Annotated in this window: 18 protein-coding genes; 11 read left to right on the top strand and 7 right to left on the bottom strand. The window is 64.9% G+C overall.

Annotation, left to right across the window (positions count from 1 at the left end):
• The coding region (locus tag MKK70_RS04780) for an acetamidase/formamidase family protein (RefSeq protein WP_243946102.1) at positions 1 to 909 on the top strand (909 nt) is incomplete at its 5' end.
• Between the two features lie 862 nt (positions 910 to 1771).
• Positions 1772 to 2104, top strand: coding sequence for a response regulator (locus MKK70_RS04775; protein ID WP_243933519.1), 333 nt, complete (start codon positions 1772 to 1774; stop codon positions 2102 to 2104).
• 48 nt (positions 2105 to 2152) lie between these two features.
• Here MKK70_RS04775 and MKK70_RS04770 read toward each other — a convergent pair whose 3' ends face one another.
• Both MKK70_RS04770 and MKK70_RS04765 read right to left on the bottom strand, forming a co-directional pair.
• Positions 2153 to 2548 carry a MucR family transcriptional regulator gene (locus MKK70_RS04770; RefSeq protein ID WP_243946110.1) on the bottom strand — a complete coding sequence of 132 codons (396 nt, stop codon included), beginning with the start codon at positions 2546 to 2548 and terminating at the stop codon, positions 2153 to 2155.
• 374 nt (positions 2549 to 2922) lie between these two features.
• The gene (locus tag MKK70_RS04765; protein WP_243946100.1) at positions 2923 to 3345 is read right to left on the bottom strand and encodes a hypothetical protein; all 423 of its coding nucleotides are present in this window, start codon (positions 3343 to 3345) and stop codon (positions 2923 to 2925) included.
• A gap of 413 nt (positions 3346 to 3758) precedes the next feature.
• Here MKK70_RS04765 and MKK70_RS04760 point away from each other — a divergent pair, with 413 nt between their 5' ends.
• The gene (locus MKK70_RS04760) at positions 3759 to 4325 is read left to right on the top strand and encodes a MucR family transcriptional regulator (RefSeq protein ID WP_243946098.1); all 567 of its coding nucleotides are present in this window, start codon (positions 3759 to 3761) and stop codon (positions 4323 to 4325) included.
• A gap of 424 nt (positions 4326 to 4749) precedes the next feature.
• Here the strand turns inward: MKK70_RS04760 and MKK70_RS04755 are convergent, their stop codons facing one another.
• Both MKK70_RS04755 and MKK70_RS04750 read right to left on the bottom strand, forming a co-directional pair.
• Positions 4750 to 4992 carry a hypothetical protein gene (locus MKK70_RS04755; protein WP_243946109.1) on the bottom strand — a complete coding sequence of 81 codons (243 nt, stop codon included), beginning with the start codon at positions 4990 to 4992 and terminating at the stop codon, positions 4750 to 4752.
• 11 nt (positions 4993 to 5003) lie between these two features.
• Positions 5004 to 5255: a DUF6894 family protein gene (locus tag MKK70_RS04750; protein ID WP_243946096.1), complete on the bottom strand. Its 252-nt coding sequence runs from the start codon at positions 5253 to 5255 to the stop codon at positions 5004 to 5006.
• Between the two features lie 150 nt (positions 5256 to 5405).
• On the opposite strand from MKK70_RS04750, the gene MKK70_RS04745 reads away from it, so the two are divergent.
• Genes MKK70_RS04745 through MKK70_RS04725 form a run of 5 tightly spaced genes read left to right on the top strand, consistent with a single transcriptional unit; the run spans position 5406 to position 7889 of the window.
• A complete protein-coding gene (locus MKK70_RS04745; protein WP_409567976.1) occupies positions 5406 to 5618 on the top strand; it encodes a hypothetical protein in 213 nt (70 codons plus the stop codon).
• Entirely contained in the window at positions 5615 to 6067 is a 453-nt protein-coding gene (locus MKK70_RS04740) for a LexA family protein (protein ID WP_147725132.1), read from the top strand. The genes MKK70_RS04745 and MKK70_RS04740 overlap by 4 nt, the downstream gene beginning before the upstream one ends.
• Positions 6064 to 7395, top strand: a complete 1332-nt coding sequence (locus tag MKK70_RS04735) for a Y-family DNA polymerase (RefSeq protein ID WP_243946093.1) — start codon at positions 6064 to 6066, stop codon at positions 7393 to 7395. Before MKK70_RS04740 ends, MKK70_RS04735 begins: the two co-directional genes overlap by 4 nt.
• Entirely contained in the window at positions 7395 to 7661 is a 267-nt protein-coding gene (locus tag MKK70_RS04730) for a hypothetical protein (RefSeq protein ID WP_147840946.1), read from the top strand. Before MKK70_RS04735 ends, MKK70_RS04730 begins: the two co-directional genes overlap by 1 nt.
• An 18-nt stretch (positions 7662 to 7679) precedes the next feature.
• Positions 7680 to 7889, top strand: a complete 210-nt coding sequence (locus MKK70_RS04725; protein ID WP_243946091.1) for a hypothetical protein — start codon at positions 7680 to 7682, stop codon at positions 7887 to 7889.
• Positions 7890 to 8109: 220 nt separating this feature from the next.
• On the opposite strand, the gene MKK70_RS04720 is transcribed toward MKK70_RS04725, so the two are convergent.
• Both MKK70_RS04720 and MKK70_RS04715 read right to left on the bottom strand, forming a co-directional pair.
• Positions 8110 to 8649: a hypothetical protein gene (locus MKK70_RS04720; protein WP_147725139.1), complete on the bottom strand. Its 540-nt coding sequence runs from the start codon at positions 8647 to 8649 to the stop codon at positions 8110 to 8112.
• Positions 8649 to 9137: a hypothetical protein gene (locus MKK70_RS04715; protein WP_147840948.1), complete on the bottom strand. Its 489-nt coding sequence runs from the start codon at positions 9135 to 9137 to the stop codon at positions 8649 to 8651. The genes MKK70_RS04720 and MKK70_RS04715 overlap by 1 nt, the downstream gene beginning before the upstream one ends.
• Before the next feature lie 811 nt (positions 9138 to 9948).
• Between MKK70_RS04715 and MKK70_RS04710 the strand changes: the two genes are divergently transcribed.
• The 3 genes from MKK70_RS04710 to MKK70_RS04700 all read left to right on the top strand — a co-directional run bounded on the left by MKK70_RS04710 (position 9949) and on the right by MKK70_RS04700 (position 12540).
• Positions 9949 to 11493: a chromosome partitioning protein ParA gene (locus MKK70_RS04710; RefSeq protein WP_243946089.1), complete on the top strand. Its 1545-nt coding sequence runs from the start codon at positions 9949 to 9951 to the stop codon at positions 11491 to 11493.
• A gap of 33 nt (positions 11494 to 11526) precedes the next feature.
• On the top strand, positions 11527 to 12021 hold the full coding sequence (locus MKK70_RS04705; protein ID WP_243933503.1) for a tropomyosin: 495 nt from the start codon (positions 11527 to 11529) through the stop codon (positions 12019 to 12021).
• Between the two features lie 72 nt (positions 12022 to 12093).
• Positions 12094 to 12540 (top strand): hypothetical protein, encoded by a 447-nt coding sequence (locus MKK70_RS04700; RefSeq protein ID WP_147725144.1) that lies wholly within the window; start codon positions 12094 to 12096, stop codon positions 12538 to 12540.
• A gap of 79 nt (positions 12541 to 12619) precedes the next feature.
• Here the strand turns inward: MKK70_RS04700 and MKK70_RS04695 are convergent, their stop codons facing one another.
• Positions 12620 to 13108, bottom strand: a complete 489-nt coding sequence (locus MKK70_RS04695; protein WP_243946086.1) for a hypothetical protein — start codon at positions 13106 to 13108, stop codon at positions 12620 to 12622.
• Positions 13109 to 13270 lie beyond the last annotated feature (162 nt).

Here is a 13270-nt window from a genome sequence, read left to right as displayed (position 1 = left end):
GTGCTCGGCTACTTCGACGCCGCGCTGCCGCCGGTGCTCGAGATCGCGTCCGGGGACACGGTCACCCTCCATTCCTTCCCCGCCGGCGGACGCGAGTCGCTGCATCCCGATCCCGCGCGGGTCTCGGCCGAGCACCTCGCGGTGCTCGATCAATGCGTCCCCGGCCCCGGGCCGCACTTCGTCACCGGGCCGGTCCATGTCCGCGGTGCCGAGCCGGGCGACGTGCTGCAGGTCGAGATCCTGGATCAGGCGTTCCGGCAGGATTGGGGCTTCGTCTCGATCCTGCCCCTGCTCGGGACCTTGCCCGACGAGTTCACCGAGTACGAGACCATCCACCCCGACATCGACGTCGCGCGCGGCGTCTGCGTGCTGCCCTGGGGCACCGAGCTGCCGCTCGACCCGTTCTTCGGCATCCTCGGCACGGCGCCGCCCGCCGCCTGGGGCCGCGTCGGCACCGCGGTGCCGCGTGGCTTCGGCGGCAACATGGACAACAAGGAGCTGAAGGTCGGCTCGACCCTCTACCTGCCGGTCTACAACCCGGGCGCCGGCTTCTACGCGGGCGACGGGCACGGCGTGCAGGGCGACGGCGAGGTCTGCATCACGGCGCTGGAGACCGGCCTCACCGGCACCTTCCGCCTGACCGTGCGCAAGGACCTCGGCTACGAGTGGCCGTTCGCCGAGACGCCCACCGACCTGATGACGATCGGCCTGCACGAGAGCCTCGACGAGGCGATGCGGCAGGCGGTGCGCGAGATGGTGCGCCACGTTTGCGCCCGCACCGGGCTGACCCGCAACCAGGCCTACATGCTGTGTTCGCTCGCCGGGAACCTGCGCATCACCCAGACGGTCGACGGCAACAAGGGCGTCCACATGCTCATGCCCAAGACCGCCCTGACGACCAAGGCCTGAACGGGGCCATCACCGCGCGACCCGCGCGGGCGACCGTCACGGTGCGGGTCGCCCGCGCAGGTCTTGCGTGGAGATTTTTCGCACAGGTTGATCGCCGATCACAGGCCGGGTCCGCTCGCGACCGATCGGGGTCAGAATCTCGAAACGCGGGGACCGCGCCGCGTCGGCCGGATCGCGCCGACGGTGGGAGGCGGGCGTTCTCCGGAGGTTCCCGTGTGCGGTCGCGAGGTAGATGCGGGTCCGACGTCCCGCGCTCGCGATCTTCGCGGCTGCCGGCTGCGCCGCGAGCTGCCGGCCGAGGTCGCAGCGCCGGGCGCCCGACACCCGACGCGAGCGTCCCACCGTTCGCTGTCCTTCTCGAAGGTGAAGAGGGTGAGCTGTGGAAGTCGAGGTGCGATTGGTCGCAGAGATCTGCCACACCGCGGGAACTCCTGTGGCCCGCACGCCTTCGCCAGACAGGACACGAGCGAGGGCACCATGAGTGACGACGCAGCGACCAAGACGGAGGCCACCGGCGCCCAGCCGCCGGGGCATCCGCTCGATCCCTCAAAGGCACCGCCGCCCCTGGCTGAGAGCGCGGGACCAACCTCGCCCGGGTTGCCCGATCCAAAGCCAGACCGCACGCCTGAGAGCGGCGGTTACGACGGCAAGCCGCCGTCCACTAGCTCGAGCAACTCGAAGGGCGGCTATGGGGCAGGTTGAGGCACGGAGCAGGTTCGCGACTCAAAGTCGTGAACCTGGCAGGTGAGGCGAGATCCGCGTCAGTTGCGTTCCTGAGAATTGGAGCACGGGAACGCAGCCCATGGTAGAGTCTAAGGCGCGAGCAGCCGTGTTGGTCGTAGAGGACGAGCCAGTCCAGCTCATGGCGATGGTCGCGGCACTGGGTGATGCCGGCTTCGAGGTGGCCGAGGCAACAGGCGTAGATGCTGCGGTTGCTCATCTCGACGCTCGACCCGAGATTGTCGCGATGATTGCGGACGTGGATCTGGCCGGCGAGCCGTTGACCGGGTTCACGTTAGCGAAAGCGGTCGCGGCACGATGGCCGGAGGTCGCGATCCTCATCGTATCCGGGTTGGCGTCGCCGACCGAGGATCAGCTGCCGATGGCTGCACAGTTTATGCGCAAGCCGTTCTCAGACGAAATGTTGGTCAAAGCCACGCGACGGATCATATCGGCGCGCGGCATGGAGCTTTGAAGGTCGCCTCGTCGGTTCGCCGATCGAGGCGCCATCGAGCTACGCTGCTCAGGCGGCTGCGCGACCTGGCCGGCCCAAACCAATATTTTTTGCGAGAGCAGACCGGGCCTCCGAGTACGAGGCGGCCGTCGTCGGATAATCGTCCGGCAGTCCGAACTTCGCCCGGTAGCCGCGCGGGTCGAGCCCATGCTTCGTGAGGTGTCGCTTCAACGTCTTGTATGATTTTCCGTCGATGAAGCTGACGAGCCCGTCGGGCCGGATCGACTTGCGGATCTGTGCCGCGGTGGGCTTCTCAACTTCTTCGTCCGGGGTGCTGACACCACCAGCCGCTGTCACGCTCGCGATGCCGTTGAGGGTCGCATGAACGGTGCGGATCAAAGCGGGAAGTTCAGTTGCCGTCACGCGGTTGTTGGACACGTAAGCCGCTACCAGTTCGCCCGCCATTGCGAGTATGTCAGGGTTTAACCCCAGGTTTTCTTGCGTCACTTCGATTATCCTGTATGTACGCTACTGGCGTGAGATCTACCGATATCTCGTCCAAATCAAGGCATGACTCGCACAAGATCGTGCGATCCTGCCGTGACCTGTACGCATGATCGACGGATAAGGTTTCCAGGAGAAGGCAGCCCGGCGCCCCATCGGGGCGGTCCCAGCTGCTTTCACCACGCTCCGCGGCAGTGCGGCGTCACTCAAGGTGCAGCCGTGGAGAAAGACTTCATTCGGAAAATGGGGTCAGCCGGGGCCGATGCGCATTAAAAAAGCCCCGGCCGCGTCTGCGGTCCGGGGCTCATTATCATGCGCAAGCCTGCGGCTGCTGTTCAGTACCCGTAGCCGTAGTACCCGCCGCACGAGCCTGGGCCATACCCATAGGCGCCGTACCCGTACGTGCCACCGTAACCGCAGTTTCCGTAGTAGCCGCCTAAGCCGTAGCCGACGCCCAGGCCAAGACCGACGCCCGCCAGACCGTAGCCAAGTCCCCGACCATATCCGCCGCGACCGTAGCCACCCGCGAAGCCGCGGCCGGCAAATCCACGTCTGACAAAACCGCCGCGGGGTGTGCCTATACCGCCGCGAAAGCCGCCGCCGCCGCCGCCGAAGCCGCCACGGAAACCGCCGCCACCGCCGTGGAAGCCGCCACCGCCACCGCCACCGCCACCGCCGAAGCCGCGGGCATCAGCGGTCACCGGCGTGAAAGCCAAGGCTGCAATCAGAGCCGTTGACGCAAAAGCAATTTTCTTCATTCCGTGAACTCCCTAGCCGACCCATCAGAATCGGCCTGTTATAAAGGAGCAACTGCTAGACCTTGCGATAGTTCTCGCGACAGCGTGTCCTACAACACACGAAAATGTATCGGAGTGTTTCTTGCGGCTTCGATTGACTTTGGTGTTCAAAGCTTGGTCTTAGAGCCTGATGGTGTCGTGGTTGGCTCCACCGTCGGGTGCGCGATCCGTAATCGGGTTGGGATGGCACCCAAATGAGGAGATGCATAACGCTGAAGCGACGGGAGTTCCTCTGGCAACACGTAGTCCCCCCGCCGATGCGCTCAGCTCGGATATGACAGTGAGTTCGACCGGAATTTCGTAGAGCGGAGGTGCGTTTCCTATGCGTATGCCTTGACGATCTACCTCATCGGGTGGAGCGGTGGATCCTCTTGATGGAAGGGATCGTCGTGGACGAAAAACTCGAAGCTCAACCCAATAACTTCATCGAACTCGCCGCCGACCTCGTTGCGGCTTACGTGTCGAACAACAACGTGCCGGTGTCGGAGTTGCACAATGTGATCGCCAGCGTGCATGCGGCTTTGTCCGGTCTCAGCAATGGGGCGGCTGCTGAACCTGCCGGCCCCGAGAAGCCGACCGCGGCACAGATCCGTAAGTCGATCACCCCGGACGCGCTGATCTCCTTCCTCGACGGCAAGCCCTACAAGACGCTGAAGCGTCACCTGACCGTGGCCGGCCTGACGTTGGAGCAGTACCGTGCACGCTACGGTCTGCCGTCGGACTACCCGTCGACCGCTGCAAGCTATTCCGCTCAGCGGTCCGAGCTGGCGCGCTCGCTTGGCCTTGGCCAGCAGAGGCGTAAAGCAGCTCCCAAGGCTGCCGCGGCCGACGAGACAGTCTCCGAGGCGCCCAAGACCCGTGGTCGGAAGCCCAAGGCCGCAGGGGCGTCCGGGGCGGCTCCGAAGGCACGCGGGCATAAGAAGGTCGCCGGGACGGCCTGAGGCCGCTCAGCGCCCCGTTCCGGCACACCGCGGCATCCGTCGCGGTGATGTGCTTCTAACCGAGTCCTGCCATCCTACACCCGGGCCACGTTGCGTATCGGCCTCGCTGGTGAGATCCGGGGTTCCCCCGTCCCGTGAACCGATCGGGGCGGGGCTGAACCGTCTGCTCCCGTGTGAAGGCTCGAAGTCTTCAACAGCATTGCCTTGCAAGGCAGCCCTCCCGTGCGCGCAGGCAACTGAGCGAAGCGTTGCACGTTGGGAATGGCGCTGTGTGGCGCTTGAGGCATCCCATGTTGTTGATCGCGTCCCTTGTCGCCGGCACCTTCGTGCTCGCGAGTTCCTTCTCCCTGATCGCCGTCCTGACGGACTGAAGACACACTTGCGCCGCTCGGGATCAGGCGGCCGGGCAGAGTCGGCTCACACCTCAACTGCCCTGCAAGCTTTCCGCAAAATCGTCCGGCACCTCGCCGAACTGGCCAAGGATCGTCGCGCTCTCCAACTCCCCGGTCTCATCGTCGGCGCCGATCTTCAGTGCCGCGATGCCGGACATCGCCTCGGCCTTCTTTACCGCGCCGTTCTCTGTCGACGCCACCTCGCGGTCGCCGGGCACCAGGCGCTTCCGCTCGATGATGAAGGCCTGCACCACGAACGTCGTCTTCGCGCCGATGGTGCGTCCCCTCAGCCTTGTCTCGGCGGTCGATTGTCGAGCACGTCCGTGAACGGCTTCGAGAGAACGTGCCGGCCCGCCGCATCGTAGATCTCGACCGTCCAGGCCGACCAATCCCGCGGCGCGCCGCCGAGCATCAAGTCCAGCGCGACCCGCGCCGCATGCGCGCGCATCAGCGCCCAGGTCGGCAGCCGCTTGCCCAGCCGATCGGCGATGAGGTCGTGCCCGTCCGTGCAGTGGAAGCGGTAAAGCGGTGTCGGCATTGGCCTTCTACCCCGCCCTCCACAGCATCCCACCGCTCCGTGCCCGGCTGTGATCGCCATGGTTGAACCGTCGATCCGCTTACTGTCTGTTCCTTGTATGTTCTTGGACAACTCGGAGCACCGATGCGCCCCCAACCCTACGAACCGCCTGTGGAGATCCGTTCAACCGAGGCCGAGGCGATCGCATGGGCCTACCGGCTGGTCGCATGCGGCGACGCCTGGGCCGCGCTGGTCCGGGCGATCGAGGACGCGCTGTCCGACCTTGCGGAGGCCGAGCGCCGGACCGAGCAACGCGACCGGCTGATCTCGTACGGCTACGTCCGAGCTGGCGTGGCCGCGGCGCCGGCGAGCGACGCCGCGTGAGCCCCTACGCGGTCGACGAGCTGATCCTCGGCAGCACGGATGCCGTCCGCGTGCCGGTGATCGGGCAGGCCTTGTGTGCAGGTTTCCCGTCGCCCGCCGACGACTTCCTCGAAGGCGCGCTCGAGCTGCCGCGCTGGCTCGTGCCGAACCCGCCGGCCACCTTCCTGATGCAGATCCGCGGCGAGAGCATGCGCGGTGCCGGCATCCACGACCGCGACCTCGCCTGCATCGACCGCAGCCTCCGGGCGGAGGACGGCAGCGTCGTCGTCGCGGTGGTCGACGGGCAGCTCTCGTGCAAGCGCTACCGGATGGCCGGCAACCGGGCCCGCCTCGACTTCGACAACCCGGAGATGCCGGCGTTTGCCGTCGACGAGTACGGCGAGGTCGAGATCTGGGGCGTGCTGCGCTTCTCGATCCGCTGGCACCTCGCCCGCGGGCGGCTGTCGTGAGTGGTCCGGCGCCGCGGCTGCGCGACCGGATCGGCGGAGGGCGCGCCATCGCGCTCATCGACGGCAACAGCTTCTACTGCTCGTGCGAGCGCGTGTTCGACCCGAAGCTTTCCGGCGTTCCGGTGATCGTGCTGTCGAACAACGACGGATGCGCCATCGCACGGACCGCCGAGGCCAAGGCGCTCGGCATCCGCATGGGCGAGCCCTGGTTCAAGATCCGGGAGATGTGCCGGGTGAAGGGCGTGCGGGTATTCTCGTCGAACTACATCCTCTATGGCGACATGAGCGCCCGGGCGAACGCGGTCTACCGCGACTTCTCCTCCATGGTGGAGATCTACTCGATCGACGAGAGCTTCCTCGACCTCTCGGACGTGCGGGCCGATCGCCGCGTCGCGCTGGCCCGCGACCTCCGCGCCACGGTGCGCGCCTGGACCGGCATCCCGACCTGCGTCGGCATCGGCCCGACCAAGACGCTGGCCAAGCTCGCCAACCACATCGCCAAGCGCATCGCGCCGCTCGACGGCGTCTGCGACCTCACCGACCCGGCCGAGTACGACCACTGGCTCTGCCGCATCCCCGCCGGCGAGGTCTGGGGCATCGGCCGGGCCTCGCTCGCCAAGCTCGAGGCCATGGGCGTCGACAGCGTGGCCGATCTCGCCGACCTCGACCCCCGCCCGGTGCGCAAGGCGCTGACGGTGGTGGGCGAGCGCATCATCCACGAGCTGCGCGGCCTGTCCTGCCTGCCGCTCGGCGCGCTGCCGGCCCAGCGCAAGGGCTGCGCGGTGACCCGCTCGTTCTCGACCCGGATCGAGGACCGCGCCACGCTGGAGCAGGCGGTCTCGGCGCACGCCACGCGGCTCGGCGAGAAGCTCCGGCGCGAAGGCCTCGGCACGAACCACGTCTCGGTGTTCTACCATACGAGCGAGCACGACCACGGCGCGCCGATGCGCTCGGTCTCGACCACCGTGACGCTGCCGGAGGCGACGAACGACACGCTGGCGCTGATCAAGGCGGCGCGCGCCGGCATCGCGAAGACGTGGCGCGAGCCCGGCGACCGGTCCTGGCGCTACTCCAAGGCCGGCGTCATCACCACCGACCTGATGCTGCTCGACGCCAGCCCGCGTGCGCTGATCGGGCAGCTCGACCGCGCGCGCTCCGGCCCGCTGATGGCGGCGATCGACGCCTGCAACGCCCGCTTCGGCCGCGGCAGCGTCGTCCCCGCCCGGGCTGGTCTCGTGGAGAAGCGGACGTGGAGCACGAAGTTCGAGATGCGCACGCCGCGCTACACGACGCAGGTCGGCGAGCTGCCAATCGCGGTGGCCGGCTGATGGAGCGCCTGTGTGACTTGCGCGGGCGCCGGCTCGTCGTCGAGTGCCCGCCGTGCAAGCGGCGCGGCACTTACGACTTGGCGCGCCTCCGGCAGCGGTTCGGCGAGCACGCCGACCTCTACGACGTGTATCTCCGCCTGACCCAGACGTGCGGTCATCAGCAGGCGGCAGGCACCCGGCAGCCGAACCAGTATGGCCGGACGTGTCGCGCCGCGATCGGCGTCGAGGGCGGGGACGGGCGCACGGGCTTGCCGTCGCGCACCTGAGCAACGCCCTATGCCGGGATGCGCAACCTCGACCGCCTCGCGGTTGGCAGCTACGATCTCGTCCTCGACGGCGTGATCGTCGGCAGTGTGGTCCGGGAGGTCTCGGCCGATGGCGGTCATCGTGCCTGGCACGTGGAGCTGCTCGACGACCCGCCGCCTGATCGCCGCCCGAGCCCATTTCGTGAGATCGAGCACACCTCTCCTACGCTTGATGCCGCGACGGCATAGCTCGGCGGCGCGGTGGTCTCAGGTTCTCTTGAGGCAGCGTAGCGCACGAAGGGGAGGATCGGGCTGAGCCTCGGCATCGTCCTCTCGGCGGTCTTGCGCAACGCCGGGGTGTAGCGCGATCCAACTTCCAAAGGATGAGACCCCTTTGCCTCGTTCTTCCCCGGCTAGGCCCCGCTGGGCCCGGCCGAGGCGGGATCATCACGTCGCAGCCACAGCGTTGCTAGGCAAGGTCAACGACGATATCGCCCAGTTCGTCCTTGAGGCAGGCGTGGACGCGACGCAGCCATAGCTGGGCTTCAGCTTCGCCGGCTCTGGCCTCCTCGGCTTGCTTCTCCGCGAGCTTGGCTCGGGCTTCCGACAGACGGGCGAGTTCGTCGGCCTTGTCGGCTCGCAGTGTCGCAGCCTTGGCTGCCGCCTCCGCAGCTTGCGCACGCCGCTCGGCATCCTCGGTCTGCTTCACGCTCCGCCGGATGATCGACTGGGAGCGAAGCGAGACTTCCTGAGCAAAATCGCGTGCCCGGCGTACACGCGCTCCGACATCTCGGATTAGGTCGAGCGCGGCGGGCCAATCGACGACTGTCGGCTCGGCAAACGTCTCCTGCGAACCCGGCATGCTGGGCTCGGCGAAAAGGGGCACGACCTTCTTGCCCGACGTCACGTCGGCAGCCCATTTCGTGCTGCTGCGCGCAGCATCGCTGGGTTCGGCCTCGTCTCCGTCCTGGCGCGCATCGACGGTCCGGCGCTGAGCGTTGATCGACATCAGGCGGTCCGCTTCGCAGACGCTTCGACACTGAACTCGTTCGCGATCGTGTCGTAGACCCGCGACAGCCACTCTTCCGCAATGCGCGCGCGCTCCTCCGCCGCCTTCACACGCTCGTCGGCGGCATTGAGCAACACGTCGGCGCGGCTCTGGATGTCGGCGGTTCGCGCTTCGGCAGCGCGAACCCGTTCAGCGGCCAGCTTGAGATCCTCGCGGGCGCGTTCCAGCAGCTCCTGGACTCGCTGCTCTTGTTCCTGCGCCTGGGCCTCGACTTCGCGCGCATGGGTCGCCGCATGCCGAACGCGGTCGATCAGCAGCGACCAGTCCTGCGGCGACGACCGGCGCGTCGGCGGCTGGCCGCCGCCGATGTCATCGAGGGGGCCGACCAGCCGCAACACCTTCGAGAGCTGAGCGTCGGACCCCGGTTCGCCGACCGGGACGTCCAGCGGCGAGAGGCTTTCCCAAGAGAACTTCTTCGCCGGGTCCATTGGACTATCTCACTATTTGCTTAGGCTCGGACCACGCCAGCCTGCTCAGTTAACAGATCGTTCGCAATGGTTAACAGAAGCTTAACGCAGTGGCTATCGCTGATGTCGCGGGCGTTCGCGTCGTCGGCGTTGTCAACTTAGTCGAAGGCGACCGCCATCCACTGTAGCAAAGCGTTCTCGACGGCCCGCTCCAGCCGGCCTGCGTGAAGTCGCTATGCTTAGGATGGTTTGGTACTGAGCGCCCCTTGAAGGCATTCACAGAACCGAAACATAGAGGCAGAAGCCTTCGCCTTGCTGTGTCGGGTTCGCCACAAGGCGGGCTTAAGTGGATCGGTCCGTTTCGAGGGCCGCCGCCGGCGCCCGTGGCATCCGCTTGCGGGCGTCCGTTCCGCCGGCCCCCCCCCGGTGACCTCGACGGGGGCTCTGCGTCGCTTGGGACGGCTGACAGCCGGCGCCTGCTCACCATCAACGGCAGCTCCCTTGTGGCCGAGATCGTCATCGCGCGACGTGGGCGCCGCCGCCGCAGATGTCAGCGCGATCGCCCACTGTACATCGGAAAGCCTTCAACGTTCCTTATAGGAAAAAAACGAACAACCCATCCATGAGAGGACGCATTCTCATCCGAAAATTTCTGCGCGCATTCGACTAGACGCCGAAACTGGACGCTTGAACGAGCTTGAATCAAAAAACAACGCTCGATGTCGATCCGAATGTCCCCGCCGCATTTGGGATTCGCCTTTGATAGATTTGCGTGATATAAATCTACTTATGCCTATAATAGGTATTTAATGCGTATAGGATCGTCTTCGCGATGGCATGGTCATCTTTTCGGAACGTGCTGGCCTCGCCGTCGTCTGGCTCGTCGCTGAAGGATGCGCCGGTCGATGAGGTATCGAGACAGCCCAAGCCTGACATCGCCCTGCCCAAAGCGAACCTCGATGCGTTCGATAGCGCAATGAAACGGACGAGCGCGGCGCGCGCAGAGAAGCCGTTGTCTCTCGACTCGATCGGCCAGCGCGATGAGGTCGTAAAGCAGCGCATCAATGCGATGATGGATCGCCTGGAGGACTTGAGGACATTGGAGGAAGATTTCTCCTCCATTCTCGAGCCGATCATCAGTATTAGCGATGAACTGCCTCGCGCAAGCATGCGCATCGCCGAGCTCGAGACGTCGCTTGCGCAGGAATTCCAATCGAGCCGAACGATCAGGCTCGAAGTCGCGGAGCTTCTCACCCGATCGGCAGGTCTGGCGACCGAGCTCTCCGATGCCCTCGCGCGAGCCGATCGATCTGAGAACCAGTTGCGCGCCGCGGACGCTACGATCGCCGACCAGCGTGTCGAGATCCGCGACAAAGCGCTCTCCATCGAAAACATGGAGCGGCAACTCTTCGCTGAAGCCGAACAGGTGAAGGCTTTGAGCGGCGAGAACAAAGCCCTGCGGCTGGAAGCACAGGCCGCCGACAGCGCGCTCGCACGATCGGAGCATGAGCTGCTCGGCGCCCGCGAGAGCCTTGGTGTCCTCGATGCGGACAACCGCCGCATGACGACGCTCAACGAGGAGCAGGCCGTCCAGCTCTCGGAACTGGAGAGCCGCCATCGAAGCTTGGAGGCTCTGGCTGACGTGGAGCGCCATCGCTTACGGGCGGCCGAGAGCCAGCTCGCGAGCGAGGTCGCCGCGCGAGAAAGGAACGAGGCTCAACACGAGACGGACCTCAGCTTCTTGCGCACCGAGCGCTCAGGATTGGCCATGAAGCTCGAAGCCGCGACCAATCGAGCGGAATCGAACGAGCAGCTGCTCGGCCAGGCACGCAACCAACTCCGTGAGAAGGATGAGGCGCACAGGATCGCGGATCGCAATTTCAAAGAGGCTAGCATCGCGCGTACCACTGCGGAGAGGCGCCTGGACTCCCTTCAGACCGATCTGGCGCGTCAGACCGAACGGTTCCTCGACATGCAGCGGTTGCGCGGTGAGCTCGAATCGCGCTGCGACATGCTCGGCAAGGCGCTGGCGGCCCGAGAGGCGGCGGTCGAGCAAGCCGGCATTCGCAACGCTGCCCTCGTCGAGCGCATCGAGCAGATGACCCATCGTCAGGAAGCGGCGCGCGCCGAGTTCGAGTTGGCAAACCGGCGGTTGACGGAGGACTTGCAGAACGAGCGCTCGGAGCGCGCTCTGGTCCAAGGCGCCTTGGACATCGCCCGGGAAACGCGTGTATCGCTTCAGAAGCAGTACGAAGTCCTCAAACGCTCGGGCCGAGGATGGCGGGCCGGGGAAGAGGATGCGTCTCCGGTTGGTGCCGAGCCAACGTCGGAGCCCGTCAGCAACGTCCGGCCGTTCAACGCAGCCGTTCAAAATTAACGATCAAATATTCATTGCGGAACAAGGTTTAGGATGAGCGATCCCGCCTCCAAAGACATGCCGTTCTCTACGGGTCAGTCGATGATGCTTCGTGCATGGCAATCGAACGCGACGAAGCCTGGAGAAAAGGTCGTCAGCTTCCTCCCCTCATCGGAAGGTGGGTCTGGAGCAATGTCGGCAAACCCGGAGAATGCAGGAGGGCCGCCCCTGAGGGAGTGGTCGGCCGCCGTCGATCTCATCGAAGAGGCGAGCGAAGCGATCCGCATCGGTGAGCAGCGAGCTGCGGAATTGGAAGCCCAGCTTACGCATGTCACCACCCAGGCATCGGAGGAGATGCGCCGTCTGAATCAGCAGATTTCGCTCACGGAGCAGAAGCTTTCTCGTGCCGAGGAGCGCGCGCGTCTGGCCGAAAGCCGGGCCCACGAAGCTGAGGCGTGGCTCGTCCGGCTTCACGACGCGGCAATCACGGCTTTCGGATCGAGGGCCGCACAGAAAGCCGCGTCCCTCGATGGCGAACCCTCTGACTGAATCGGACTCGGTGCAGTGTTCAGGTCGGACCCGACGTCCTCGTTTACGGCTACTTCCGCCGATCATGCTAAGGTGGGCTCGTCGAGCCTTGCTACACCGTTGCATTTTGCCAAGGTCAATCCGGGTGTCGTCCTTGAACTGATTGCGCAGGCCGAGACAGAAATTACCAGTTTCGAGCTTTGGCGCAACAAGATCCATTCCGATGCGTGCCTGCTACTCGCTCGCATCAAGCAGGAACGCCTGGATTACGCTACGCAAATCAGGAACCTGGACCATGAGGTCAGGGTTCTACAGGAGAAATCCACCGAGGCAGAGCGTGTCGCCTATATGGCGCTCGTTGAGCTGGACGGCGCACTCCGTCTCTGCGAGATGGCAAATGCAAGAATTCTAGAAGCTGAAGAAAGGGCAGAAGCTGCCGAGAGGCGCGCTGAAAGCGCTGAAGGTTGGCTCGAGAAGGTACAGGCCGCCATTACGTTCGAATTAATAGATCAGCCGCGCGAGCGCCATGGCGGCGAATGAACGCTTCATCAAATTAAGAGATTTATACAAAAACTATCATTCGTCTCTATCTTGCCTGTGGTCATTTTGAAGGCCGACATCAGATAACGTGTCTTAAGGCTGGCTTCTCTGAAAATTCTGCCACGATAGTTTCCTGGACCCGCGCCAGCCACTGCTCGGAGATACGCGCACGCTCCTCGGCCGCCAGCAGTTTTTCGTCGGCAGCCTTTAGCAAGGCGTCGGCGCGGCTCTGGATATCGGCAGAGCGTGCCTCGGCAGCCCGGACACGCTCAGCGGCATCCCGGACATCCTGCCGGACACGGTCGAGCAATGCCTGAACGCGCAATTCCTGTTCCTGAGCCTGCGCCTCAATATCACGAGCATGCTGGGCCGCCTGACGAACCCGATCGATTAGTTTTGACCAATCCTCAGGTGGCGAACGAGGGTCAGAGGTAATCTCCGTTCCAACGCTGTCGAAGTGACTGACAAGCGGTAGCACCTTCGTGATATGAGTGCCGACAGCATCCCCTTGATTAGACGCATCGAGAGCTGAGAGGTATCCAAAAGGGAATCTCTTTACCGGTTTCATGGAGCTCCTTGGCGCGACGCGGGCGCCATTTAGGTAGGCCGCGATTATTGATGATAGTAAATTTAAGCTATCTAGTGTCCGGTTTGCAAGTCACGGCGTCCTAGCTCCGGCCGATCTCCACACAGCTCTCCCAGCCTTGTGCCGTGCCAAGGCCTTCCGCTG

Source organism: Methylobacterium sp. E-041 (assembly GCF_022829665.1).
GTDB lineage: Bacteria > Pseudomonadota > Alphaproteobacteria > Rhizobiales > Beijerinckiaceae > Methylobacterium.
The sequence above is the reverse complement of the archived record's forward strand: the minus strand, read 5'-3'. Positions and strand labels throughout refer to the sequence as shown.